Genomic DNA, 21,220 nt, shown 5'->3' with positions numbered 1-21,220 from the left:
GCGGGTCGCGCGCGGGCCGCACGACCTGGCCGGCTTCGTCATCGAAACACCCGACCCGGCAGCATCCGCCACGTGGTTGGGCGAGCTCCTCGGCACCCCGGTCGACCAGGCGAGGAACGTGGTGCCGTTGCCTGGCGGGGAGGTGCACTTCACGCCCGGCCCAGCCGACGCCATCACCACGCTTCTACTCACCGAGGGCGCTCCGCCCTCGACATCCGTCGCGGGCTTGGATCTCCGCCCCCTGGGCTCTGTTCCGCCGGACAAGCCCTAGTCATCATCGTCTGGCTATGAGAGGTCGTTTCATCCCGGCGTTTCATCCCTTGATGCGTTTTTCATCCGGTTGTGTCGGGTCGCGCCAGGAGATGGTGCTCTCACCGGTGAGCCGGCGGGCCATGAGGTCGGTCATGGCCAGGTGAATCATGGCTTCGGAGCGAACCGGCAGGGCCTCGTAGTCGCGGGCCAGGCGGCGGTGCAGCATCAGCCAGCCGTAAGTCCGCTCAACCGCCCACCGCTTCGGGATCGGGACGAAACCCCTGGCCCCGGGGGTGCGAGCGGTGATTTCCATGTCGATGCCGAGGGCGGCGGCGTGCTCGACGAAGTGCTTGCGGTAGCCGCCGTCGACCCAGACCTTGCGCAGGCCGGGCGGGTCGGAGGTGACCTGGCCGAGTAGGTGGGTGCCGGCCACGGAGTCCTGGACGCTGGCCGCGGTGACCAGCACCGCGAGCAGGAGGCCGAGCGTGTCGGTCACGATGCTCCGCTTGAGGCCTACGATCTTCTTGGCGTTGTCCGTGCCCTGACTCGCGGCAGGGACACTGGTGGAGGTCTTCACGCTCTGCGCGTCGATCACGCACGCCGAGGGCTTCGCGTTCCGGCCCTCCTGCTGACGCGCCAACTCCCGCAACAGGCCGTTGAGCTGGGCGAAAATGCCGTCCTTCTGCCAGTTGGCGAAGTAGCCGTAGACCGTCTGGTGGGGCGGGAAGTCGTGCGGCAGGTAGCGCCACCGCACCCCGGTGCGATCGGCGTACAGGATTGCGTTCATGATCTCACGCAGGTCGTGTTCGGGTGGTCGACCAAACCCCAGGGCCCGGCCGTGGCGCTCGTAGTGCCACGCGGACAGCACCGGTTCGATCAATTCCCAGCGGGCATCGGACAGATCACTCGGATACGCACGACGTTCCGTCATGACCTGGGCATACCGCCGCCCAAGGGCGTGCGCCCAGGCGCGTGTCCGGCCGCATCGAAGCACGGGACGAACCCGGGCGTCCTGGAATGAGACAGGCGCAAGCCGACCCCCGTCCCAGGAGGCTCACCATCTTCCCCAAAGACCGCAATCAGCCCGAGGGCATCATCCGCTCCAGACCTGTCGACGTCATAAATACGGCTAATCCACTGCACTGCTGAATAAAACGACCTCTGAGAACCCGTATCTGAACCCTGCGCGCGGGGCTGTTGGGGCTGGTTGAGGCCGTGGTGGCGGGGTGCTTTGGCCTTGGGTTGCTGTGGATCTGACAGCGGGAGAAGGCTGCTGGGCAGGAGGCCGGGGTTCGTCGCTGGCGAAGTGGTTCCGCCGCACCTTGGTCTTCTGGGGGTGGGCGCGGTGCCTGCTGAGAAGAAGGTCGGGTGTGTGACCCGGCAGCGTTACGAGGAGATCGTGGCCGAGCTGCGGGAAGTGGTCGAGCAGCAGTCCAAAGGGCAGTTCCGGATCGGTGACCTCGCTCTGGAAGTTGAGCCTGCGCGTTCCCGCGGGGGCGCGGTGGGCGATGCGCAGTTCTCGGTGCAGCGGTCCCTGACGGAGCTGGCCGAGGACATCGGGTTGAAGTTCAGCACGGTGCGCAACGCGCGTTGGACGGCGTCGCGGTGGCCGGAGGAGCACCGGCAGCCGGGGACTCCTTCACGGTGCACCGCATCCTGGGCGGGATCGAGGGCGATGAGGAACGCTTCGCCGCGATCAGGACACCGCCGAAAGGGAAGAGCCGGTGGACGCCGGATGACGCCAGTCGGCGGGTGGGCCGCCAGGTAGAGACTCCGGTCTCACCGCAGGAGAAGGTCACCGCGATCCACTCGCTCGCCCAGGACGACGAGGTCGCGGCCCAGGTGACCGGTGATCTGCTGCGGCGGCCGGAGGTGGCGACCAAATTCCCGGCGGAGGAGAAGGCCCGGGTGGTCGAGGAATTCACCCGTGACGAGGGGCTCGCCACCAAGGCGGCCACGAACCTGCTGCGCAGGCCCGACATCGCCTTCAAGGCCATGAGCGATGACCGCGCCCGGCAGCAGGTCAATCACGCTCAGGCCGAGCGGGGCCGCCAGGCCCACGAGGAGTTCGAGCGAACTCACGAACTGGCGCCCGTGGTCAAGCACTTCGAGCGCACGGCCGAGTTCCTGGACCTGATCACCGCCTGCCACGCGTTCGTCGCCAAGGCCGGCCGCACTGTCCCCGGTCTGCGCGACCGCCAGCTCGGCGAGGACGAGCGTGACCTGGTCCATGAGCGGATAGCGAAGGTGCGCGCCACCTGCGACTGGATCGAACATGCCATCGATACTGGCGAGGTGGACATGGACGCCGAGCTGGCCCGCCTGCTCAAAGAGGAGTAGGCCATGGCACGGCGCCCCGGCGGCGGGCGGCGTAAGGGAGACGCCGCCCGCCGGCATGCCGAATGCATCTACCGGATCCTGATGGAGGCCCGGCCCGCAGGGCTGCACACCCCGCAACTGCTGGCCGCCTGCGAACTCTCCCGGCGCCAGGCCCAGGACGGGCTGGCGATGCTGCGCGACATCATCACCGAGATGAACTGGCCGCCCCTGATCTGGACCCCGGTCGACGGCTACCAGTTCACCGTCGACGGCGACGAGCTGGAGCGCTACGAGGTGGCGTGGCTGCGGGTGAAGGTCACCGATGTGCGCCGGTTCATCACCGCCACCCTCGCCCCGAACGCCCAGCTGGCCCCGGACGACAAGCGGGTCCGCGTCCTGGTCACCCACCTCACCTCGATCGAGGCCACCCTTGACCTGATCGCCTGACTCCTTTGCCCGGCCCCCAGGCGGGGCCGGGAGAAAGGCACGCGTCATGCGCCCTCGCCGCTGCCCGTCCGACACCACGGACGCCGAATGGGCCCTGGTCGAGGGCCTGCTGCCGCCACCCGCGGCCCAGACCCGGGCCGGGGGACGGCCCGAGGCCCACTCGCGCCGGGACGTCTTCGACGCCATCCGCTACGTGGTCTCCGAGGGCGTCCGTTGGAGGGCCCTGCCCGCGGACTTTCCGCCTTACCCGACTGTGTATGGCTTCTTCGTGCGATGGAGCCGGGCCGGAGTCCTCGAACAGGTCCGTGACCAGTTGCACCGCCAGGTGCGGCGCCGCATGGGCACCTCCCCGCACGGTGTCGCCACGGTCATCGACAGCCAGTCCATCAAGGCCGCCGAGACGGTCGGTCGCGACACCTCCGGCTATGACCCCGGAAAAAGGATCACGGGCCGGAAAAGGCACGTCGTCGTCGACCTGACCGGCCTTCCCCTCCTCGTCGGCGTTACCCCGGCCGACGGCCACGACAGCCAGGCCGCCCGCACCATGCTGACCCGGCTGCGCCGCGCGTACCCGGAGATCACGATCGTGTGGGCCGACCGCGCCTACGCCGGAACCCTCGTCAGCTGGGCCAGCGCCACGCTGAGCCTGACGGCCAAGACCGTCTCCCGTCCGAAGGGCTCGCAGGGCTTCGTCCTGTTGCCCCGCCGCTGGATCGTGGAGCGGAGTCTGGCGTGGTTGCAGCACGCAAGACGCCTGGTCAGAGACTACGAACGCAGACCAGCCCACGCTGAAGCGATGGTGAATCTCGCGGTCATCACGCTCATGACCCGCCGCCTCGCCCGGCCCGACTGCCACCCCACCGCAGCACCACCACGTCCCGCGGCGGCGTTGCAAGCAGCGTGAACACGCACTTCAGAACCCGTCGAGCCCCTCCTCATGCGCGCACCCTTCGGCCCGCAACGCTGGACGAACGAATCTCACCGGCGAGCTTCACGGAGGCGCCTGGTGACACGGGTGAAGATCTTTTCCGAGAAGACGCGCTTCACCCCGGCCTCGGCGAGCGAATCGAGCTGTGCGTCGAGGGACTGCCGGGCGGCCGAGGCGCGGGCGTAGCCAAGACGGACTGGCCGACCACCTATAGAAACGCCCTGCACTCGATCCGCCAGCCGCCTGCCTCCGGTTGCTGCATCGCCCGGCCCACCCACGCCAACATCCTGGCTCGGCCAACGGAGGGCGCCACAACCGCTATGCGGACCGCGCCCGTTCCAAGTTCGCCCGCACCAGCGCGATCCAGGGATGGCTCGGGCTCAGTACTCGCTCGCAGTCTGCCAGGGTCTGTTCGTACAGGGGGATCGCCCGGCCTACGCCGTGATCGAGCGCGCCCTCCAGCCAGTCCACCGCGGCACGGCACCAGCCGGCGCCCGCACCGCCCGATACGGCTGGCTCGCCCCCATCCGCCCCCAGCCCCCAGCCCCCAGCCCCCAGCCCCCCAACAGTTTCCTCACAGTTCCTCAGCCCCCGCCGGGAATTTTCATGCCGCAGACATATGACAAATCGCGCTTGCCCCCACTCTGTGCCACGCTGATTGAGGCTCCAGCGGACGGGTTGTTCCGGGTAGTCGCCCCACCCCTTTCCGTGCCGTTCCAGCATGGTCGGCTTCCGGCCTCGTCAAGCGTCCGCTGAGGTTCAGCCGTACGACGGACATCACCTGCGCCGCTGTCGGCACCAGGTCGAAAGGACGTCCATGAACGGGACCGATGCGCCCATCGCCCACGAGGCCGACGTACTGATCATCGGCAGCGGGCCGGTCGGGTGCACCTTCGCCCGGAAGCTGGTGGAGGCCGGCCGGAGCGTCCTGATGATCGACGCCGGAGCCCAGCTCTCCCGTCGCTACGGCGAACACCTCAAGAACAGCTACCTGTTCCAGAAGAACATCGACCTGTTCGTCTCCGTCATCAAGGGCAACCTGCTCCCCCTGTCGACCGCCACCAACAGGGAGCCGGTGCTCACGCTCGATCCCGCGGCGTTCTCGTACGATCCGGACAAGTACGCCGGTTTCTCGCTGCGCAATCAGAACCCCGAGCAGCGCAAGCACCTGAACCTGCCCGCGGCGGCGGCGACGTACGCGGTGGGTGGCATGGCCACCCACTGGACCTGCGCAGTGCCCCGCTTCCACCCCGAGGTGGAACGGCGGTACGCCGGCCAGGACTACCCCATCGACGAGAAAGAGATGGACAAGCTCTACGCCGAAGCGGAGTCCCTGCTGGCCAGGAACACCTCCGTCTTCGCCTCCTCCGCCCGGCACCTGCTGGTCAAGCGCGTGCTGCAGCGGGCAGGCGAAGGGCTCGACGACGTGACCGAACTGCCGCTCGCGGTCAGCGACCGCGCCGATTCCGCGTACACGTCGGCGGTGACGTGGTCGGCCGCCGACACCGTCCTCGGTGAGCTGGCCGACCCAGGCCACACGCCGCCGCAGGGCTCGTTCACACTGCTGCCGGAGCACCAGTGCGTACGCCTTGAGATCTCCGGTTCGGGCAAGCACCAGAAGGTCCGGCACGCCGTGGTGCGCAACCTGCGCGACGTACGCGAAGAGGTGCGGTTGCGGGCCGAGACGTACGTGGTGGCGTGCGGCGTCATCCCGACGCCGCAGCTCCTGTTCAACTCCGGCGTCACACTTCCCGCGCTCGGCCGCTACCTGACGGAACAGCCCATGTCCTTCTGCCAAGTGGTGCTGCAGCAGGAGCACATGGACCGCATCGAGGAGATCCTGCGAGCCGAATCCGGCGCCACGACCGACACCACCCCCGACACCACCCCCGGCACCACAACCGGCGGCGACGATCCGGCCTCGACGGCCGCCGACCGCGTCGCCCGCTACCGCGCCGCCCAGTTGAAACGCCTGCACTCAGGCGACAAATGCGCCGACCCGGTGCCCTTCCCACCCGACGAGCGCGACCCGAACCTGGCGTTGCTGGTGACCGAACAGCGCCCCTGGCACTGCCAGATCCACCGGGACGCCTTCACCTACGGCGCCGTACCGCCCAACGTCGACCCCCGACTCATCGTCGACCTGCGCTGGTTCGGCATCTCCAGGCCCCGGCCGGAGAACAAGGTCACCTTCTCCCGCTCCCTGCGCGACACCTTCGACATGCCGCAGCCCACCTTCCACTTCTGCCTCGACGAAGCCGAACGGAAGGAGACGGACCGGATGAACGAGCACATGCTGCGCACCGCTTCCGCGCTGGGCGGTTTCATGCCCGGCTCCGAGCCCGTCTTCCTCACCCCGGGCCTGCCGCTGCACATCGCGGGCGCCACCCGCATGGGAACGAATCCGCTGAACAGCGTCGTCGACGAGTTCTCCAAGGTGTGGAACATCGACAACCTCTACCTCGGCGGCAACGGCCTGCACCCCTTCGGCAACGCCTCCAACCCCACGCTCACCAGCGTCGCCACGGCCGTGCACGCGGCCGACACCATCGTCAAGGGCCACCCCGGGCACTGACCCCGGCCACCGGTCCCCGACCATCCCCGACCCACCCCTGGACCCCACCATGCCGGCACGCTTCCCCCCGCCCCCGGACGGCATCCACCTGGGCATCACCCCCACCTGCTGGACCAACGACGACTTCCCGCTCATCGGCAACGACATCCCGATGGAGCAGTGCCTCAGCGAGATCGCGCTCGCCGGGTTCGAGGGGTGCAGCATCGGCCACACCTTCACCACCGACGTCCACGCGCTGACCGCCGCGATGCACCTGCGCGGCCTGAGCGTGAGCGAACCGTGGGTGAGCACGTACTTCACCGTGCCCGACGGCGCTGAGCGCAGCGCCCGCGAACTGCTGAAGGTCCTGGAGTTCCTCAAGTCGTTCAACGCGGGTGACCCGCCGGTGCGGACCCGCACCATCGGCGTCGCCGAGTTCGGCAGGTCCGTGCATCTGCAGGCGCTCAGCCTGCGCAGCAACAAGCCGGAGTTCACCGACGAGCAGTGGGCCGACCTGTGCGACGGACTGAACAAGCTCGGCGAGATCACCGCGAGCCAGGGCTTCACGCTGGCGTACCACCCCCACATGGGCACCGGCGTGCAGACCGAGCAGGACCTCGACCGGCTCATGCGGCACACCGACCCGCGCCACGTCGGCCTCCTCCTGGACACCGGCCACCTCACCTGGGCGGGGGCCGATCCGACGGAGATCATCGAACGGCACCGCGACCGCGTCGCCCACATCCACCTGAAGAACGTCCGCGGCACCGTCCACGCGGACCGCACCCTGGCCGACGGCAGTTTCCGTGAGTACGTGGAAGGGGGCATCTTCACGGTGCCCGGTGACACCGATGGCGACGTCGACTTCGACGCCGTCCTCAAGGCCCTGCGCCCGGGCGACTCCTACCGCGGCTGGCTGGTGGTGGAGGCCGAGCAGGACCCGCAGGGGGGATATCCGCCGCTCCATTACGCCCAGACCGCCCGCGCCTACCTGGCCGAGGCTCTGGGCTGACGATCCGACCACCCTCTTTCGGAAGGCACCCTCATGGGCGTCGCAAGCTCTCCCCTGAACATCCGCGTCCCCCGGTTCACCCGGGAGGTACTCCAGGACAACCTCATCGAGGGCTACTGGCTCGAGGCCCCCGACATCGACGGCGACACCCGCCCCGACCTGGTCGGCCACGGCCTCTACCTCGGCGAGATCTACTGGTACCGAAACCCCGGCTGGCAACGGCAACTGGTGGCCGACGGCTTCCACATGCCGATCGGCGCCCACTTCGGGGACATCACCGGAAACGGCTACCCGGATCTCGTGGTCTGTTACGAGCTGTACGGCGAGCGTGGGCGGATCGACGACCCCGACCCCGACGGCGGGAAGATCGACTGGATCGAGAACACCGGGAAGTTCGACTCCCAGACACGCTGGAAGCGGCATTACATCGGTCGTGAGACGGCCATGCACCGGCTGCGCCTCGGCCATTTCACCCAGACCCGCAAGCTCGAGCTGATGGCCCTGCCGACCGTGGGGGGCCGGCATGTCCACGCCCTCGTCCCTGTCGTGCTGTTCAGCCCCAACAACGACATACGCCAGCCCTGGGACAAGCGCGTCATCGACGACAGCCACTTCCGCATGATCCATGGAGTGGAGATCCAGCGGAATCCGCTGCCCGGCAGCGAGCACCTCGACTCGATCCTGCTCGCCTCAGAGGAGGGCGTGACCTGGCTCCATTACGACGTACGAGAGCACCGGTTCACCACCACGCGCATCGGCACCGGCGAACAGGAACGGTTCGAGCAGACCGGGTTCAAGGGCAGCGGTGACGTGGGCGCCGGACGGATCGGCGACGACCCGCACGCCTACGTCGTGGCCACGGAGCCCTTCCACGGCAACACCGTGGCGGCGTACATCAAGGAACGCCCGGGCACCCCCGTGGCCGAGGCGAGCTGGCGCCGTATCGTGCTCGACGTCTTCGGCGACCCCAACGAACTCGGCGAGGGACCGAGCCACCAGATCATCTGCGCGGACTTCGACAACGACGGCGACGACGAGTTCCTGGTGGCCCTGCGCGGGCCGCACCCCTGGCAGGGCGTCTTCTACTACAAGGCGCTGGACATCGCCGCCGGCGTGTTCACCAAGTGGCGGGTGTCCTCGGACAGCGCCGCGCGGATCGCCATCGGCGATTTCAACGGAGACGGCCGGCTCGATTTCGCCACCATCGCCTACAAGGTCGACAAATACTTCCTCGCCGAGGACGCCAAACTCTGCCTGTTCCACAACGACACGTGAGTACATCGTCATGAGGAATGACCGAAAGTGATGAGACATGACCGGTCGTGGTGGCCCTGGCTGATCGGAGCGGTCGGCTTCGCGGCGCTCGCCACCGTGGTCGGGCTCGTGATCGGCTCGGGCGCGCAGGCGGCCGCGACCTCGCTGAGCGTCCTGATCTCGGCCACCGCCGGCCTGCTCAGCTGGTCATGGCACCGGACGCGCCCCGCCGCGCCCGCCACCAAGGCGGAGCTGGAACAGGCCGCTGAGGCGCTCGCCGCCATGGTGCGCCGCCAGTGGACGGAGGAAGCCGCCGCCCAGGGCCTGCTGGACCCCCACCCGCTGGCCGTGCGCTGGCACAGCGGCCAGGCGGAAGCCGGCGACCACGCGCGGATGGTCGGCCGCACCCTCGCCGGTCGCAGCGACAACATCCACGCCTTCGCCGAGGCCTTCCGTGCCCTGCCGCGCCGGCGTCTCGTCATCCTCGGAGACCCTGGCACCGGCAAGACGGCCCTCGCGATCCTGCTTGTACGAGAACTCCTGCGCGCCCCCGAACCCGGCGAGCCCGTCCCCGTCCTGCTGGACCTGGCCCCGTGGAACCCCCGCAAGGAGCCCCTCCTCGACTGGATGGCGCGCCGCATCCACGAGGACTATCCGGCGCTGCGCAACCACGAGACGTATGGTCGCGACGCGGCGCGCAAACTGGTCGCCGAGCGACGCGTCCTGCCCGTCCTGGACGGCCTCGACGAGCTGCCCGCCCAGTCGCGCCCCCAGGCGCTGGCCGCCCTCAACCACGCCATCGCCGTGCACGGCCCGATGATCCTCACCTCGCGCCAGGCCGAATACCGTCAGGTGGTTGCGGAGAGCGATGTGATCACCGCCGCCGCCGTCGTCATCGCGAAGCCGGTGGAGGCGGGGGACGTGGCCGACTACCTGCGCTGCGCCGTCCCGCCCCGGCGCAGCACCGCGTGGCAACCGCTGATCGACGAACTCACACGCCACCCCGAAGGCGCCGTCGCCCAGGCACTGTCGGTGCCGCTGAACATCTGGCTCGCCCGCACCGTCTACACCTCACCGGCCAGCGACCCCGCCGAACTGACCCGCTGCACCGACGCCAAGAGCCTCCAGCACCATCTGCTCGATGCGCTGGTCCCCGCGGTCTTCTCCGCGGAGCCGACCGCCGCGGACCCGTCGGTCCCCGACGTACGCCGCACCGCCGCCGCCCGCTGGCAGCCCGACGACGCCCGCACGGCACTCGCCTTCCTCGCCGCACACATCAAACGGCAGGGCACGGACGACATCGCCTGGTGGGAACTGCACCGCACGCTGAGACCGGACCCGGCGGGTCCGCTGTCCGGCCCGGTGGCCGGTGCGGTCCTGGGCCTCGGGGCGGGATGCATGGCGGGCGAGTACTTCCACTGGGCGCTCTCGCCGTTGGCGCGCCTTGTCTGCTTCCTGACCATCACGCTCACCACCGGCGTCGCGGCGGCAGTGGTCATCCGGCTCACCCGGGCGCCCGGCGCGGGGGTCGTGCGCCGCCTGGGCATCGGATGTGCCGTCGTCCTTCCGCTCTCCGCAGGGGTGGGAGCCGTGATCGAGCACTGGGCCAGCGCGGTCGCCCGCATGGGCGCGGACATCCAAGTCGGTGTGGCGCCGTACACGGGGCTCAGAGCGAGCGTCGCCTGGATTTTCTTCATGGCGCTGCTGGCCCTCGGCGCGCTGTGTCTCTCACTGCTCTGCCGACGGGTCAGGTGGCGGCCGGGCGCCGCGGGACACCGCGCCGAACGGGTGCGCAGAATCCTGGGGTTCGTCCTGCTCTTCTGGCTGGGCGCCGAATTCGCCGGTCTCCTTTCGTACCTGTCGGTGCGTCAGGTGACCGGGCGGCCGCTCACGGACCTCTCGTTCATCGACCCGTCCGAGGCGGTGACCTTCGTCAGTCAGCGTGCGGCCTTCCGTGCCTGCGTCTTCCTGCTGATCGTCGTCATCATGGCCGGCCTCCAGCTGACCGACAGCTCGTCCCGCCCCACTCGTCTCGACTTCCGCGCCCCGAAGCGCCTGTTGTGGGCCATGCTCCCCGCAAGTCTGGGCCAAGGGGTGCTGCTGGGCATCAGCCTGGGGGTCGCGCTCGCCTTTGTGGCGCCGTGGACGTCCGATCTGCCCTGGTGGGTGCGGTGCACCGCGACAGGCGTCCTCGGCGTATTCTTCGGCGCCCTCTTCGGGGCGGGCCTGGGAATTCTGCGCTGGGCCCGGGTCCCCGCCGACCTCGAACAGGAGACCCCGCAGTCCACCGTGCGCGGCGACCGCACAGTGGCCGTCGCACTCATGGTGTTCGCGGTGGTGCCGCCGCTGGTCAAGTGGGTCATCACGGTCTGGTGGGACCTGGAGAACAGTGACATCCCCGGCGTGGAGGTCGTCGGCGAGTGGCTGCTGACCCTGGAGGCGAATCTGGCGCTCGGGCTCGCCGCCGGACTCGTGGCCGTTTCGAGCACCGCCTACTTCGCCTACCGGGAGGCCGGCCTACGCCTCGCGGCGGCCCGACGGCTGCCGCGCCACCTGTTGTCCTTCATGGAGGACGCCCGGGTGCTCAGCGTCCTCAGACGCGTCGGTCCCGTGTACCAGTTCTGTCATGCGGAGTTCAGGGACCGCATCGTCACTGGTGCCACTGCGACGGGAGATACGGCCGGGGCGGACGCCGCCCGTGCATGACCCCTCACGTCCCGCTCTCGGCCCACATGCGGCCCTCGGCGATCCGCCGTTCGACCTCCGCCGGAGCGACCAACGTGACCTGCATGGCGTCCCCTTTGGGAACTTCGACCAGTGTTCCCTCGGGCACGATCAGACAGCTGCCCCCACAGCTTCTGAGGCACTTCTTCCTCGTGTGCCACGCGGAGTGCTCAGGGGCCCAGGCGAGTATGTCCCGCAAGGTCCATTCGCCGTCGTCCCTGTGCGGCAGGTCCACCTGGACGTCGCACACGCTGATCGTGAAACGGTTGTCGGCGGCATCGTCCGTCATGCGTCTGCCTTCCTCACGGCTTCATTCCGGCTTCCTCCGGGCGGATCTTTGGCCAACGCTAAGGCTGCCTTCAACACCCCGCCACCAGAGGCGAACAGGCGGTCACCGGAACGGCTGACGCCCCCCAGCCTCCATGTAGCGCTCGGCGCAGAGGACGTCGACGACGGCCGCGGCCGTGTGCGCCCGCTGAAGCTCCCCGCCGAACGCCCCGCTGCGGAGCATGGGCCAGGCGTCGGAGAAGCGGGCCTGCACCCGCGCCGCGACCCGGAGCCGTCCCTCGCCGTCCCAGCGGTCCGGAAGAGTGAAATCCCCCAGTGTTGCGGGGATTCCCGACAGGTCGCCCTGAAGGAGCGCGGAGAGGTACTCGTAGCGGTCAAAGGCGTCGGAGATCGTACGGTCGCTGTCGGCGCCGGGTTCGGCGAGCACGTCCCGCAGCTGTTCGCGCAGCCACGTGCTGTGCGACGCCTGGACGAGTGACGGCGGATGCGGCACGGCAACCAGGGCGTTGAGGAGTCCGGCGTCGCCGAGGACGTCCGCCGTGCGCAGGGCGAGCACGGCGGGCTCGGGCTCGGTGACGGCCCGCCCGGACCCCGAGCGGGGCGCGGAGGGATGCGGTCCGGCGGGGTGCGCCAGGACCGGTTCGAGCAGCAGCCGCCCGAGCAGATCGTCGCGGTCGGCCAGTACGGCGGCGCTGCCGGCGGCGGACAGGGCGAGCAGAGCCGGGTAGAGATGCAGCCCGGACCCCGCCCCCTCTTCCTCACCGCCCTCCCCGGGTACGTTCAGCAGCCGCTGCAGCACACGAACCCACACCCGTGCGTGCGCCCCGCCCTCGTCGTGGAACACGCCCACGGCCAGCAGGTGCAGCAGCGTCTCGCAGTCGTTCCGGTACCGCTCGAGCCGCTCCCGGTACGCGGCCGGGTCCGTGGCACGTTCGCCGGGCGGGTACCGGCCGCCGTCAGAGAGGCGTTCCACCACCCGTGTGACCTCGGCGTCCACCAGCTCGTGGAGATCGATACGGCGTACGGGGTCGGGCAGCGCGCGCTTGAGGCGGGCCACGGACAGCTCGCGGGTCGGCGCGGGTTCTGTCAGGTGGTCCAGGGCCTCGACCCGGGCCAGCAGACCGGGGAAGAGCACCTCCGCGGTGACGCCCTGGACCACCACGGCCCCATGCCGGGCGACGAGTTCGGCGGCCTTGCCCTGCGGGCTGTGCGGTGCGGCCCAGAACACGGGGTACCGGCGGGTGGCGCGGCGGTCGAAGCAGGCGGCCAGCGCGTGGTCCCACTGGGCGGACCACCCGCAGACGATCAGTCCGTACTCGTCGAGCACCTGATCCACGAGACCGGCCCAGGCCGCCGGGTACTCGCCCAGTTCCCGCTCGGTGTTGCGGGCCTCCAGGTCGGTCACGTCGCCGTGCAGTTTGACCACCGTGGCCCGGGCGTGCGCCAGCGGCGTCATCCCGCGCAGGCTGTCGGGACTGTGGATGACCTGCGGCTGCACGCCCACGGCTGCCAGCGCCTGCTCGGTGAGCCGGTCGAAGTTGGTGGTCAGGACCACACGCACCGAGCCGCGCGCCACCAGCCGGGCCGCCGCGTGATGAGCCGCCCCGGGCCGCTTGCGCCCGTCCGCCGGCTCCTCGTTCTCCCGCCCTTCGTTCTCTCGCCCATCGGCACCCGGCTCGAAGTAGCCGCGCAGCAATTTGTGCCGGGCGGCGGGGGTGTCGCCCAGCGCCTCCAGCAGCGCGGAATAGCCGAGTGGTCCCCCGTCCCCATGGCGGGTCCACCAGGCCTCCGGATCGGCGACGGCGAGCTCCTCGTCAGCGCCCCGCGCGACGGCGGTCCGGTGCACCAGGTCCGTGACGATCTCCCACCCCGTGGGCACACCGGCGGCCCGCGACATGCCCGCACCCAGCAACAGCGCGTACACACCGGGCCCGGCGTGCACGCACATGGCGAGCGAGACCATCGGATCGAGACCACGCACCGCCGCTGCCACCGTTGGCCTGCCGTCGTCCTGCATGCCCTCCACTGTGCGCCGCGGGCCACCGGAACGCCTCTTGGATACGGCGCTCGCGGGCGCGGGTATGGGTGACCCCATGACCACACAAAAAACTCAAACAGCGGAAGCAACACAAAACGCCATCAACTGGCCCGAGAGATATCTGCCCGGCACCGGCGACAACTTCGTCTCCAACGAGGTGATCGTCCAAGGCCTCACCGCCGCCCAGATCTGGCGGTATCTGACAGACACCTCCACGTGGGAGTCGTACTACGACAACATCACCGCCATTACCTTTCCGGCGGGCGGCGGCCCCGCGCTGAAGGACGACGTCACGTTCACCTTCGACCCCGTCGGCTTCGAGACCGTGCGCACCCAGAACGCCCGCGTCGTCGAGTACCAGGCCCCGGCGGAAGGCGTCCCCGGCCGGCTGTCCTGGACCGCCGACCAGGACGGCACGCCCGAGGAACGGCTCGACGTACTGCACGCCTGGCTGGTCGAGGACCTGCCCGGCGGCCGGGTACGGATCCTCACCCAGGAGACACAGATCGGCCGGCCCGCCGCCGAACTCGCCCGGCAGCTCCCCAACCCGATGCTCAACGGCCACCAGGCCTGGCTGACCGGCCTGATCAAGGCGGCTTCCGGCAGACCGGACGCCTGACGGGCGGCCGTGGTCCCCCCGGCCCGCGCGCTCCACCGCGCTGCCCACGGACGGCGGCGCCAGGCCGCGAGCGGCGGAGGACGGGGCTACCGTCGACGGTATGGACGGTGATCTTCGCAGCTGGCGCCGGTGCCTGCTCAGCGGGGCGGTCTTCGCCGTATGCATGGCCGGCACGACCCTCCCGACCCCCCTCTACGGCCTCTACCAGCAGAAGTTCGACTTCTCCGAACTCACGGTCACCGTCGTGTACGCCGTCTACGCGGTCGGTGTCATCGGAGTACTGCTGTTCGCGGGCAATGCCTCGGACGCCGTGGGCAGACGGCCGGTGCTGCTGTGGGGCCTGGGGGCCGCGACGGCGAGTGCCGTCTGCTTCCTGTGCGCGACCACGCTCGGCTGGCTGTACGCGGGGCGACTGCTGTCCGGGTTGTCCGCCGGCCTGTTCACCGGAGCCGCCACGGCGTACGTGCTGGAGCTGGCACCGCACGGTCGCACCTCGCGGGCCACGTTCCTCGCGACCGCCGCCAACATGGGTGGCCTCGGCTGTGGCCCACTGCTCGCCGGGGTGCTGTCGCAGTACGCCGACAAGCCGCTGTACCTGCCGTTCGCCGTCCACCTCGCCCTGGTGGCCTGCTCGGCCGTCATCCTGCTGCGGCTTCCGGAGACCGTACGGGAGCGGCGCCCGCTGAGAACCGTCCGGCCGCAGCGGCCCGGTCTCCCCCCACGGGTGCGAGCAGTCTTCGGTCCCGCGGCGACCGCCACCTTCGTGGGGTTCGCCCTGTTCGGTGTCTTCACATCGGTCAGCCCGTCCTTCCTCGCTCAGTCCCTGAACGTGCACAACCATGCCGTGAGCGGGTCGGTCGTCGCACTGGCCTTCTTCGCCTCGACCGCGGGCCAACTGGCTGTCGGCCGAATCGGCCTGCGCCGATCACTCCCGCTGGGCTGCGCCGCACTCCTCGCCGGCCTCGCACTGCTGGCGGGCGCGTTGTGGTGGGAACTGCTGCCATTGGTAGTGCTGAGCGCGATCGTCGGCGGAATCGGCCACGGCCTGGCGTTCCGCGGTTCACTGACCGCGGTGGCCGAGGCCTCCGACGCGAACCAGCGGGCAGCGGTGATCTCGGCCTTGTTCGTAGTGGCCTACACGGGCATCTCGGTACCGGTCATCGGCGTAGGACTACTGGCAGGCCCCATCGGCCTGGAGGGCGCAGGACTGGTGTTCATCGCCTGCATGACTGTGCTGGTGGCGGCTGCGGGGGTCTATCTTCTGCGACGCCCGGTACGTATGAAGGAAAGCACCCCGTGACCGCGTTACAGCCGGTCAGGGGTCAGGGGGTCATCATGCAGAGCCCAGGGGGCGAAGCCGAAATCGCCGCCTTCGAGCCCGCTCCCGACGATGAACAGCTTGTTTTCATCGGAGCGCCAACGCCCGTACGTATGCCAGCCGTTGAGAGGTCTTTTCACGGATCTTCGCGGGGGCGATGGGGGCAGATGGGCAGGCCGGGCCAAGTCTGGATGGCGCGACTGTGCAGGCCCTCACCAGTCCCTCCCAAGACGAAGCCGCCCCCTGTCCAAGGGTGGCAGGGGGCGGTTGGTGATATGTCCGGTCAGTCGATGCGCTTCGCGGACTTGATGTAGACCGGCTGGGCAGGGACGTCCCGCATGCCCTTCTTGGTGGTGGTGGGACTGTTGACGATCTGGTCAGCCACCTCCATACCCTTGGTGACCTTCCCGAAGACGGCGTAGCCGCGGTCGCTACCGGGGTTGAGGAAGTCGTTGTCGGCGATGTTGATGAAGAACTGGGAGGTCGCCGAGTCCGGGTCGGAGGTGCGGGCCATGGCCAGGGTGCCGCGGGTGTTCAGCAGTCCATTGTCGGCCTCGTTGCGGATCGGGTCGCGGGTGGTCTTCTGGACCAATTGGTCGGTGAGGCCGCCGCCCTGGACCATGAAGCCCGGGATCACGCGGTGGAAGATGGTGTTGTTGTAGAACCCTGAGTCGACGTAGCCGAGGAAGTTCTTCACCGAGATCGGGGCCTTCTCGGCGTTCAGCTCGATCTCGATCTGCCCGAAGCTGGTGTCCAGCAGGACATGCGGCGTCTGGTCGCTCATAGTGTCTCCGCTCAGGTGTGACGATCAGTTCGATCATCGTAAGGAGCTCTGGGGGACGCGGTCGTCGCGTTGAGGAGATCGGCTTCGAGGGCGGCGATGCGTTTCTCGGCGAAGCGCAGGTTGGAGCGCGCGCCTTCGAGTCGTTCCTGAAGTGAGCGATGCTCGTGCGTGATCTGGACCAGTCGGCGCTTGAGGGAGGTGTTCAGGGTGTGTCCTCGGTGCGAAGGGCCGGGACGGAGTCCGCGGGAGCTGTCTGCTGGACGTCGCGCAGCTGGTCCATCAGTTCGCCGATCCACTTGCGCTGGGTGAAGACGGTTTCCTGGGTGCGGGCGAGGGCCTCCCTCCTCGGCGTTGAGTGCGCGCTCGCGTCAGGAGGCTTCGTTGCGGTCACGCTCTTGCTGGGCCCCTTGATCACGACGTTTCCGGGCGTCGGCAACGGCTGCTTGGACCAGGGTTCGCTCGTCCGCGTTTTCGTAGCAGAAGGTGGCGGACACTTCGGCTCGCTCGGCGATGGCACGGACCCGAGGAGCTCGTGGAAGTAGTACGACGGTCGCGCTGTCCGGGACGCCTGGACGGACCGTGGCATCCCCGATCCACTAACGACCTTCGACAGAGATCCGATACGCGAGCTCGACATCCCGGCTGGTGACCGCCGCCCGGTCCAACGACTGCAAAATATAGACAGCACGATCGGACGGACATCAATCCGGAGATGGCGATCCGCATCATCACCACATACCGCGACAGCCTCCGCCGCCAAGCTGACCGCTTGAGCCGCCGTCTCGACGGGAACCGATGTTTGCAACGAGCCCAGCAAATAGCGCCCCCCGTATTCCTGGACCGCCTCCGAAGCTTCCAGCCGACTCAATACCTACTCCTTGACCGCATCCTTGCAGCCTCACGACCAGTACCCGCCCCGGCCCAGCTCGCTGCGCTCGCGGTTGCGGTCCCTGCCCCCCTCATCGGTCAGGCTGAGCGGGCAGCACTCTGCTGCCCGCTCAGACATCTCACCTCACTCCCCTGCTACCCCCCTACTACTGGACCCCGGCGCCTCCGCCCCTTCCGGCTCCTTCAATTGGTACAACTCAGGCACCGACACCTTGATCGGCTCCTGCGTGGTCCGTGCGATGACGACCACCGCCGGCTCCTCTGGGTCGGGGTTCTCCTCCCGGTGTGGCACGAACGGCGGCACCAGGAAGAAGTCGCCGGGGCCCGCGGCGACCCGTACCTCCTGAGTGCCGTCGTGGTAGACGAACACCGGGTGTCCGCTGACCACGTAGATCCCCGCTTCCGACTCACCGTGATGGTGGTTGTCCGTAGCGCTCAACGGCGGGTTCTCCACCAGGCCCATCCAGAGCTTCTTCGAACCGACCGTGCCTCCGCTGATGGCGGCGTAGCCATCCAGCTCCCCGGCACGAACATGGTGGACACGATTGCCCAGCGATTCCTTGCCGCCCGTGCCCGACGCTGCCCTGCCGTTTGCCTCGCTGCTCATCGCGTAACTCCTCCCCCGGTCACGTCCCTTGACGTTGCCTCAGGTCTGCGTCAACTGAGTCCCAGCGTGCAACGAGCACCTCCACTACGGCAAACAAACTTGCTGAAGCGGCAATGCCTGTTGATCCAAGGCGTTGCCGATCGATGCCACGAACGCCTATCAACTAGCCCTCTTCTGGAGCGAGGTGACAGGACACCCCTTGCATCCGGAGGATCGAAAAGGCGACCACGAGACGCAGGTCATGCTGCCCACGGGGCCTCTCCTCCACTTCAATCAGGCTCTCGAGCCAAAGGCGACGAAGAACAGAGTTCATCTGTGTCTAAGTCCGCAGACCACACGTGAGGCCGAGGTCGAACGACTGCTGGCTCTGGGCGCGACCATGGTCATCGACCGCCGGCAAACCGATGGCTCGGGATGGGTAATCCTCGCGGTCCCCGAAGGCAATGACTCCTGTGTGCTGCGCAGCGAATCCGACCGCGCAACCGCCCCCCCCCCCCCCGCCTGATCACGTGGCGTTCGCTGGAGGGAGGCTGCCGTCAAGAGCTAGCCAAGAGCCTGCACCTCCGTCCCGACCGTCACGTACGAGGAGACGGATCCTCGTGGTGGATGTGCCACGGTACGTCCTCGAACCGGCCCGTCATCACCAAGTTGCCGTCCTGGCCACGCAATGCGACCACTCCGCTGCGGAAATAGCCCTCAGGCGTGAAGGAACGTGCGTTCTGGGCAGGTGCGCGGTAATAGCCCCGCGGGGTGCCCGGACCGCGGGTGAGGAGCGTGCCTGGCTTTCCGTCGGGCAAGTCCTTACCCGCGCCGTCGACAATGCGGATTTCGTCGTCGAGCGACAACGGACTTCCGTGCGTGCCAACTTCGGCTGTTGGCCCGTCCGAGTCGGTAGGCCTGGTGAGAGTCAGGAGCCCCTCCGACGTACCGAACACCCGCTGCAGACAACAACCGAGCTCGGAGCCAAGCCGTTCGACCACCGTCGGCGACAAGGACGGCGAAGACGGCGGGAGCGATGTGGAAGAAGTGCCCGTGATCGGCAGCGTGAGTGGGCCTTCGACGACCTGCACCAGGCGCAGGCTGCTTACCCTCGCATCCGTCGGCAGAGTGGGGAGCGCGTCGCCCCACAGTGACGCGGCCGCAGGTGTCAGCGAAGTGATGGTCACCCGCTCCCGCCCGATGAGCGGAAGGCACTCCGCGGGGTCCGTGCTCTCGGCCAGTACGACAGTGCCGCCGACCGAGAAGGTGCCGATTATGCCGGGGCAGCCGAACGCGAAGTTGGACTCGGCCGGAAGAGCCGCGAGGTATACGTCGTCCGCAGTGAGCGACACCGCCTCGCCGGCCGCCCGCGCCTGGTAGGCGTAATCGTTGTGGGTACGCGGGGTGAGCGGGGCGAGTGTGGATGCACCTGTCGCGCCCTCACCCAGCAGCAGGAACGCCACCTCGTCGCCGCTCCGTGTCCGCGCCCGCTCGGGTGGGGCGTCGATGGAGCCCAAGGGGAAGTAGTGACAGCTCGACGTGTCGATCGTGAGTCCGCCGTACGGGGATGACGTACCCGGCGGCTCGAACGTGAACACCCGCCGCAAGAACGGCCCTTGTGCCGCGATGTCCGCGGCCATCGCCGTGTGGTCGAACCCCTCGTGGGTGGCGGGGCCGACGTACCCGCTCGCCTCAGTCACCCGTACGAGCCGGGACACATCAGGAGCACGGTGCGAAAGAGAGCAGAACACGGGGATCGCGCCGGCGCGCATCAACGCGAACACAGTGGTGACGAACTCGGGCACGTTGGGCAGTTGGACGACGACCCGCTGCCCGGGTCGGAGGCCGCGCAACCGGAATCCGGCGGCCATGCGGTCCACGCGCCGGTTCAGGTTCGCGTACGTGAGGCGAGTGCCGCCATGCACGAGCGCCGTCCGTGTTCCGTACTGCAGGGCCCAGCCGCGCAGCAAGTTGTCCAGCGTGTTGCCGCGCCAATGCCCTGCGGCCCAGTAGCGGTCGACGAATTCCTCGGGCCAGGGCGTGCAACCGTCGAGCATGGATGTCACTCGCTTCCTTCTGTCGTCACCGGATCGCAGGTCCGCAGCAGCGAGCAGCGCAGAGTCCCGTCCGTCGGCTCGCGGTACGAACCGCCCCGCCTCCTGATCTCATCGGCCATCCAAATCGTCCGGGTCCGGCAAGGACAATGCGCATTCCCCACCACGACAGCCGGGCTTCCTCAGCTGAAGATCCAACAAGTACATCCGACCAGCGGGTATGAAGGATCCTCCAACACCCGCGCCCGGCCGTCTGGCCCTCAGGCCACGCGGCCACCCGCCCCCTCCCGCCGAGTCGAAACGGGAAATCCCGGTGCGTATGAGCTGCTATACGTCCGTATACTCATGCGAACCAAGCGAACGGGGGGAAGACAGTGAAACTTGCTGAAGCACTCGCGGAGCGTGCAGAGGCGACGCGTCGCGTAGAGCAGCTGCGGGCACGCGTCGTCGGCAGTGTGCGGTACCAGGAGGGCGAGACACCTCCCGAGGACGCGGCCCAGCTGCTGGCCGACGCCGACGACGTGCTGGACACCCTCGAGTCGCTGATCCGGCGGATCAACCGCACCAACGCCGCGGTCGACCTCGGAGAACACGGAACGCTCACCGACGCTCTCGCCCGCCGGGACGTCCTGCGGTTGCGCCACTCGGTGATCACCATGGCCGCGGACGCGGCGGCGGGCTCGGGCGACCGGGGATACGGCCGCCAGTTGCGGTCGGAACTGATGATGCTGTCCGCCCTCCCGGTCGCCGAACTGCGCAGTCAGGCGGACGCGCTCGCACGGGACATCCGTGAGATCGACGTACGGATCCAGCGCGCGAACTGGGAGGCGGATCTGCTGGACTGACCGGCCAGTCGGTCAGCCATGGTGCCCTCTGTAAGCGGGCGACGCGGCGGACGGGCGGGTAGGCGGAAGGCGATGGGGAGCAGGTAGCTGTTCCGGAGGCGTGCACAACCGAGGGTCGGCGGTTCCGGCCCACGCCTGGCGCGTGGAGAGCAACGCAGGGGTTCGATTCCCCATCAACAGTGCAGCTCAGCACCGCGTACAGGTGATAGTGCACATCGCACAGCACATCACCACGTGCAGATCCGGACAGTGAGGGTGGGTACGGGGTTTCCTTCATCGCAGATCCATCGCAGATCCACGGAAGCAGCAG

Annotated in this window: 17 protein-coding genes and 2 pseudogenes; 12 read left to right on the top strand and 7 right to left on the bottom strand. The window is 68.7% G+C overall.

The window, feature by feature from the left end; translation table 11 throughout:
• Nucleotides 1-271: pseudogene (locus ACZ7DY_RS35255) on the top strand (hypothetical protein); the annotation flags it as partial.
• A 42-nt stretch (nucleotides 272-313) separates the two neighbouring features.
• On the opposite strand, the gene ACZ7DY_RS35250 reads toward ACZ7DY_RS35255, so the two are convergent.
• Nucleotides 314-1,183 (bottom strand): IS5 family transposase, encoded by an 870-nt coding sequence (locus ACZ7DY_RS35250; protein WP_471142983.1) that lies wholly within the window; start codon nucleotides 1,181-1,183, stop codon nucleotides 314-316.
• Nucleotides 1,184-1,597: 414 nt separating this feature from the next.
• Between ACZ7DY_RS35250 and ACZ7DY_RS35245 the strand changes: the two are divergent.
• From ACZ7DY_RS35245 to ACZ7DY_RS35215, 7 genes and pseudogenes are all read left to right on the top strand, one after another.
• Nucleotides 1,598-2,592: pseudogene (locus ACZ7DY_RS35245) on the top strand (DUF6192 family protein).
• Nucleotides 2,593-2,595: 3 nt separating this feature from the next.
• Entirely contained in the window at nucleotides 2,596-3,018 is a 423-nt protein-coding gene (locus ACZ7DY_RS35240) for a RacP protein (protein ID WP_471142981.1), read from the top strand.
• A 46-nt stretch (nucleotides 3,019-3,064) separates the two neighbouring features.
• Nucleotides 3,065-3,922 (top strand): IS5 family transposase, encoded by an 858-nt coding sequence (locus ACZ7DY_RS35235; protein ID WP_471142979.1) that lies wholly within the window; start codon nucleotides 3,065-3,067, stop codon nucleotides 3,920-3,922.
• A gap of 841 nt (nucleotides 3,923-4,763) precedes the next feature.
• Entirely contained in the window at nucleotides 4,764-6,521 is a 1,758-nt protein-coding gene (locus ACZ7DY_RS35230) for a pyranose oxidase (protein ID WP_471142977.1), read from the top strand.
• Nucleotides 6,522-6,570: 49 nt separating this feature from the next.
• Nucleotides 6,571-7,512, top strand: a complete 942-nt coding sequence (iolE, locus tag ACZ7DY_RS35225) for a myo-inosose-2 dehydratase (RefSeq protein WP_471142976.1) — start codon at nucleotides 6,571-6,573, stop codon at nucleotides 7,510-7,512.
• 33 nt (nucleotides 7,513-7,545) lie between these two features.
• Complete coding sequence (locus tag ACZ7DY_RS35220) at nucleotides 7,546-8,787, top strand: FG-GAP repeat domain-containing protein (RefSeq protein WP_471142973.1); 1,242 nt, start codon at nucleotides 7,546-7,548, stop codon at nucleotides 8,785-8,787.
• 30 nt (nucleotides 8,788-8,817) lie between these two features.
• Nucleotides 8,818-11,472 (top strand): NACHT domain-containing protein, encoded by a 2,655-nt coding sequence (locus ACZ7DY_RS35215; protein ID WP_471142971.1) that lies wholly within the window; start codon nucleotides 8,818-8,820, stop codon nucleotides 11,470-11,472.
• 4 nt (nucleotides 11,473-11,476) lie between these two features.
• Here ACZ7DY_RS35215 and ACZ7DY_RS35210 read toward each other — a convergent pair whose 3' ends face one another.
• Both ACZ7DY_RS35210 and ACZ7DY_RS35205 read right to left on the bottom strand, forming a co-directional pair.
• Complete coding sequence (locus ACZ7DY_RS35210; protein WP_471142968.1) at nucleotides 11,477-11,779, bottom strand: hypothetical protein; 303 nt, start codon at nucleotides 11,777-11,779, stop codon at nucleotides 11,477-11,479.
• A 102-nt stretch (nucleotides 11,780-11,881) separates the two neighbouring features.
• On the bottom strand, nucleotides 11,882-13,795 hold the full coding sequence (locus ACZ7DY_RS35205) for an SIR2 family protein (protein ID WP_471142965.1): 1,914 nt from the start codon (nucleotides 13,793-13,795) through the stop codon (nucleotides 11,882-11,884).
• A 76-nt stretch (nucleotides 13,796-13,871) separates the two neighbouring features.
• Between ACZ7DY_RS35205 and ACZ7DY_RS35200 the strand changes: the two genes are divergently transcribed.
• Nucleotides 13,872-14,435 carry an SRPBCC family protein gene (locus tag ACZ7DY_RS35200; protein WP_471142963.1) on the top strand — a complete coding sequence of 188 codons (564 nt, stop codon included), beginning with the start codon at nucleotides 13,872-13,874 and terminating at the stop codon, nucleotides 14,433-14,435.
• Nucleotides 14,436-14,535: 100 nt separating this feature from the next.
• Nucleotides 14,536-15,735 (top strand): MFS transporter, encoded by a 1,200-nt coding sequence (locus tag ACZ7DY_RS35195; protein WP_471142961.1) that lies wholly within the window; start codon nucleotides 14,536-14,538, stop codon nucleotides 15,733-15,735.
• 301 nt (nucleotides 15,736-16,036) lie between these two features.
• Here the strand turns inward: ACZ7DY_RS35195 and ACZ7DY_RS35190 are convergent, their stop codons facing one another.
• The 3 genes from ACZ7DY_RS35190 to ACZ7DY_RS35180 all read right to left on the bottom strand — a co-directional run bounded on the left by ACZ7DY_RS35190 (nucleotide 16,037) and on the right by ACZ7DY_RS35180 (nucleotide 18,032).
• Nucleotides 16,037-16,537, bottom strand: a complete 501-nt coding sequence (locus ACZ7DY_RS35190) for a peptidylprolyl isomerase (protein WP_471142960.1) — start codon at nucleotides 16,535-16,537, stop codon at nucleotides 16,037-16,039.
• Nucleotides 16,538-16,739: 202 nt separating this feature from the next.
• The gene (locus tag ACZ7DY_RS35185) at nucleotides 16,740-16,928 is read right to left on the bottom strand and encodes a hypothetical protein (protein ID WP_471142958.1); all 189 of its coding nucleotides are present in this window, start codon (nucleotides 16,926-16,928) and stop codon (nucleotides 16,740-16,742) included.
• Nucleotides 16,929-17,549: 621 nt separating this feature from the next.
• Nucleotides 17,550-18,032 carry a cupin domain-containing protein gene (locus tag ACZ7DY_RS35180; RefSeq protein ID WP_471142956.1) on the bottom strand — a complete coding sequence of 161 codons (483 nt, stop codon included), beginning with the start codon at nucleotides 18,030-18,032 and terminating at the stop codon, nucleotides 17,550-17,552.
• Nucleotides 18,033-18,165: 133 nt separating this feature from the next.
• On the opposite strand from ACZ7DY_RS35180, the gene ACZ7DY_RS35175 reads away from it, so the two are divergent.
• A complete protein-coding gene (locus ACZ7DY_RS35175) occupies nucleotides 18,166-18,537 on the top strand; it encodes a VOC family protein (protein WP_471142953.1) in 372 nt (123 codons plus the stop codon).
• A gap of 70 nt (nucleotides 18,538-18,607) precedes the next feature.
• Here the strand turns inward: ACZ7DY_RS35175 and ACZ7DY_RS35170 are convergent, their stop codons facing one another.
• Nucleotides 18,608-20,068, bottom strand: a complete 1,461-nt coding sequence (locus ACZ7DY_RS35170) for an AMP-binding protein (RefSeq protein ID WP_471143009.1) — start codon at nucleotides 20,066-20,068, stop codon at nucleotides 18,608-18,610.
• A gap of 371 nt (nucleotides 20,069-20,439) precedes the next feature.
• Between ACZ7DY_RS35170 and ACZ7DY_RS35165 the strand changes: the two genes are divergently transcribed.
• Complete coding sequence (locus ACZ7DY_RS35165) at nucleotides 20,440-20,910, top strand: DIP1984 family protein (RefSeq protein ID WP_471142950.1); 471 nt, start codon at nucleotides 20,440-20,442, stop codon at nucleotides 20,908-20,910.
• The last annotated feature ends 310 nt before the right edge of the window (nucleotides 20,911-21,220 follow it).

Source organism: Streptomyces sp. NPDC037013 (assembly GCF_055607265.1).
Note: the sequence above shows the minus strand (reverse complement) of the source record. Positions and strands in the feature narration are given on the sequence as shown.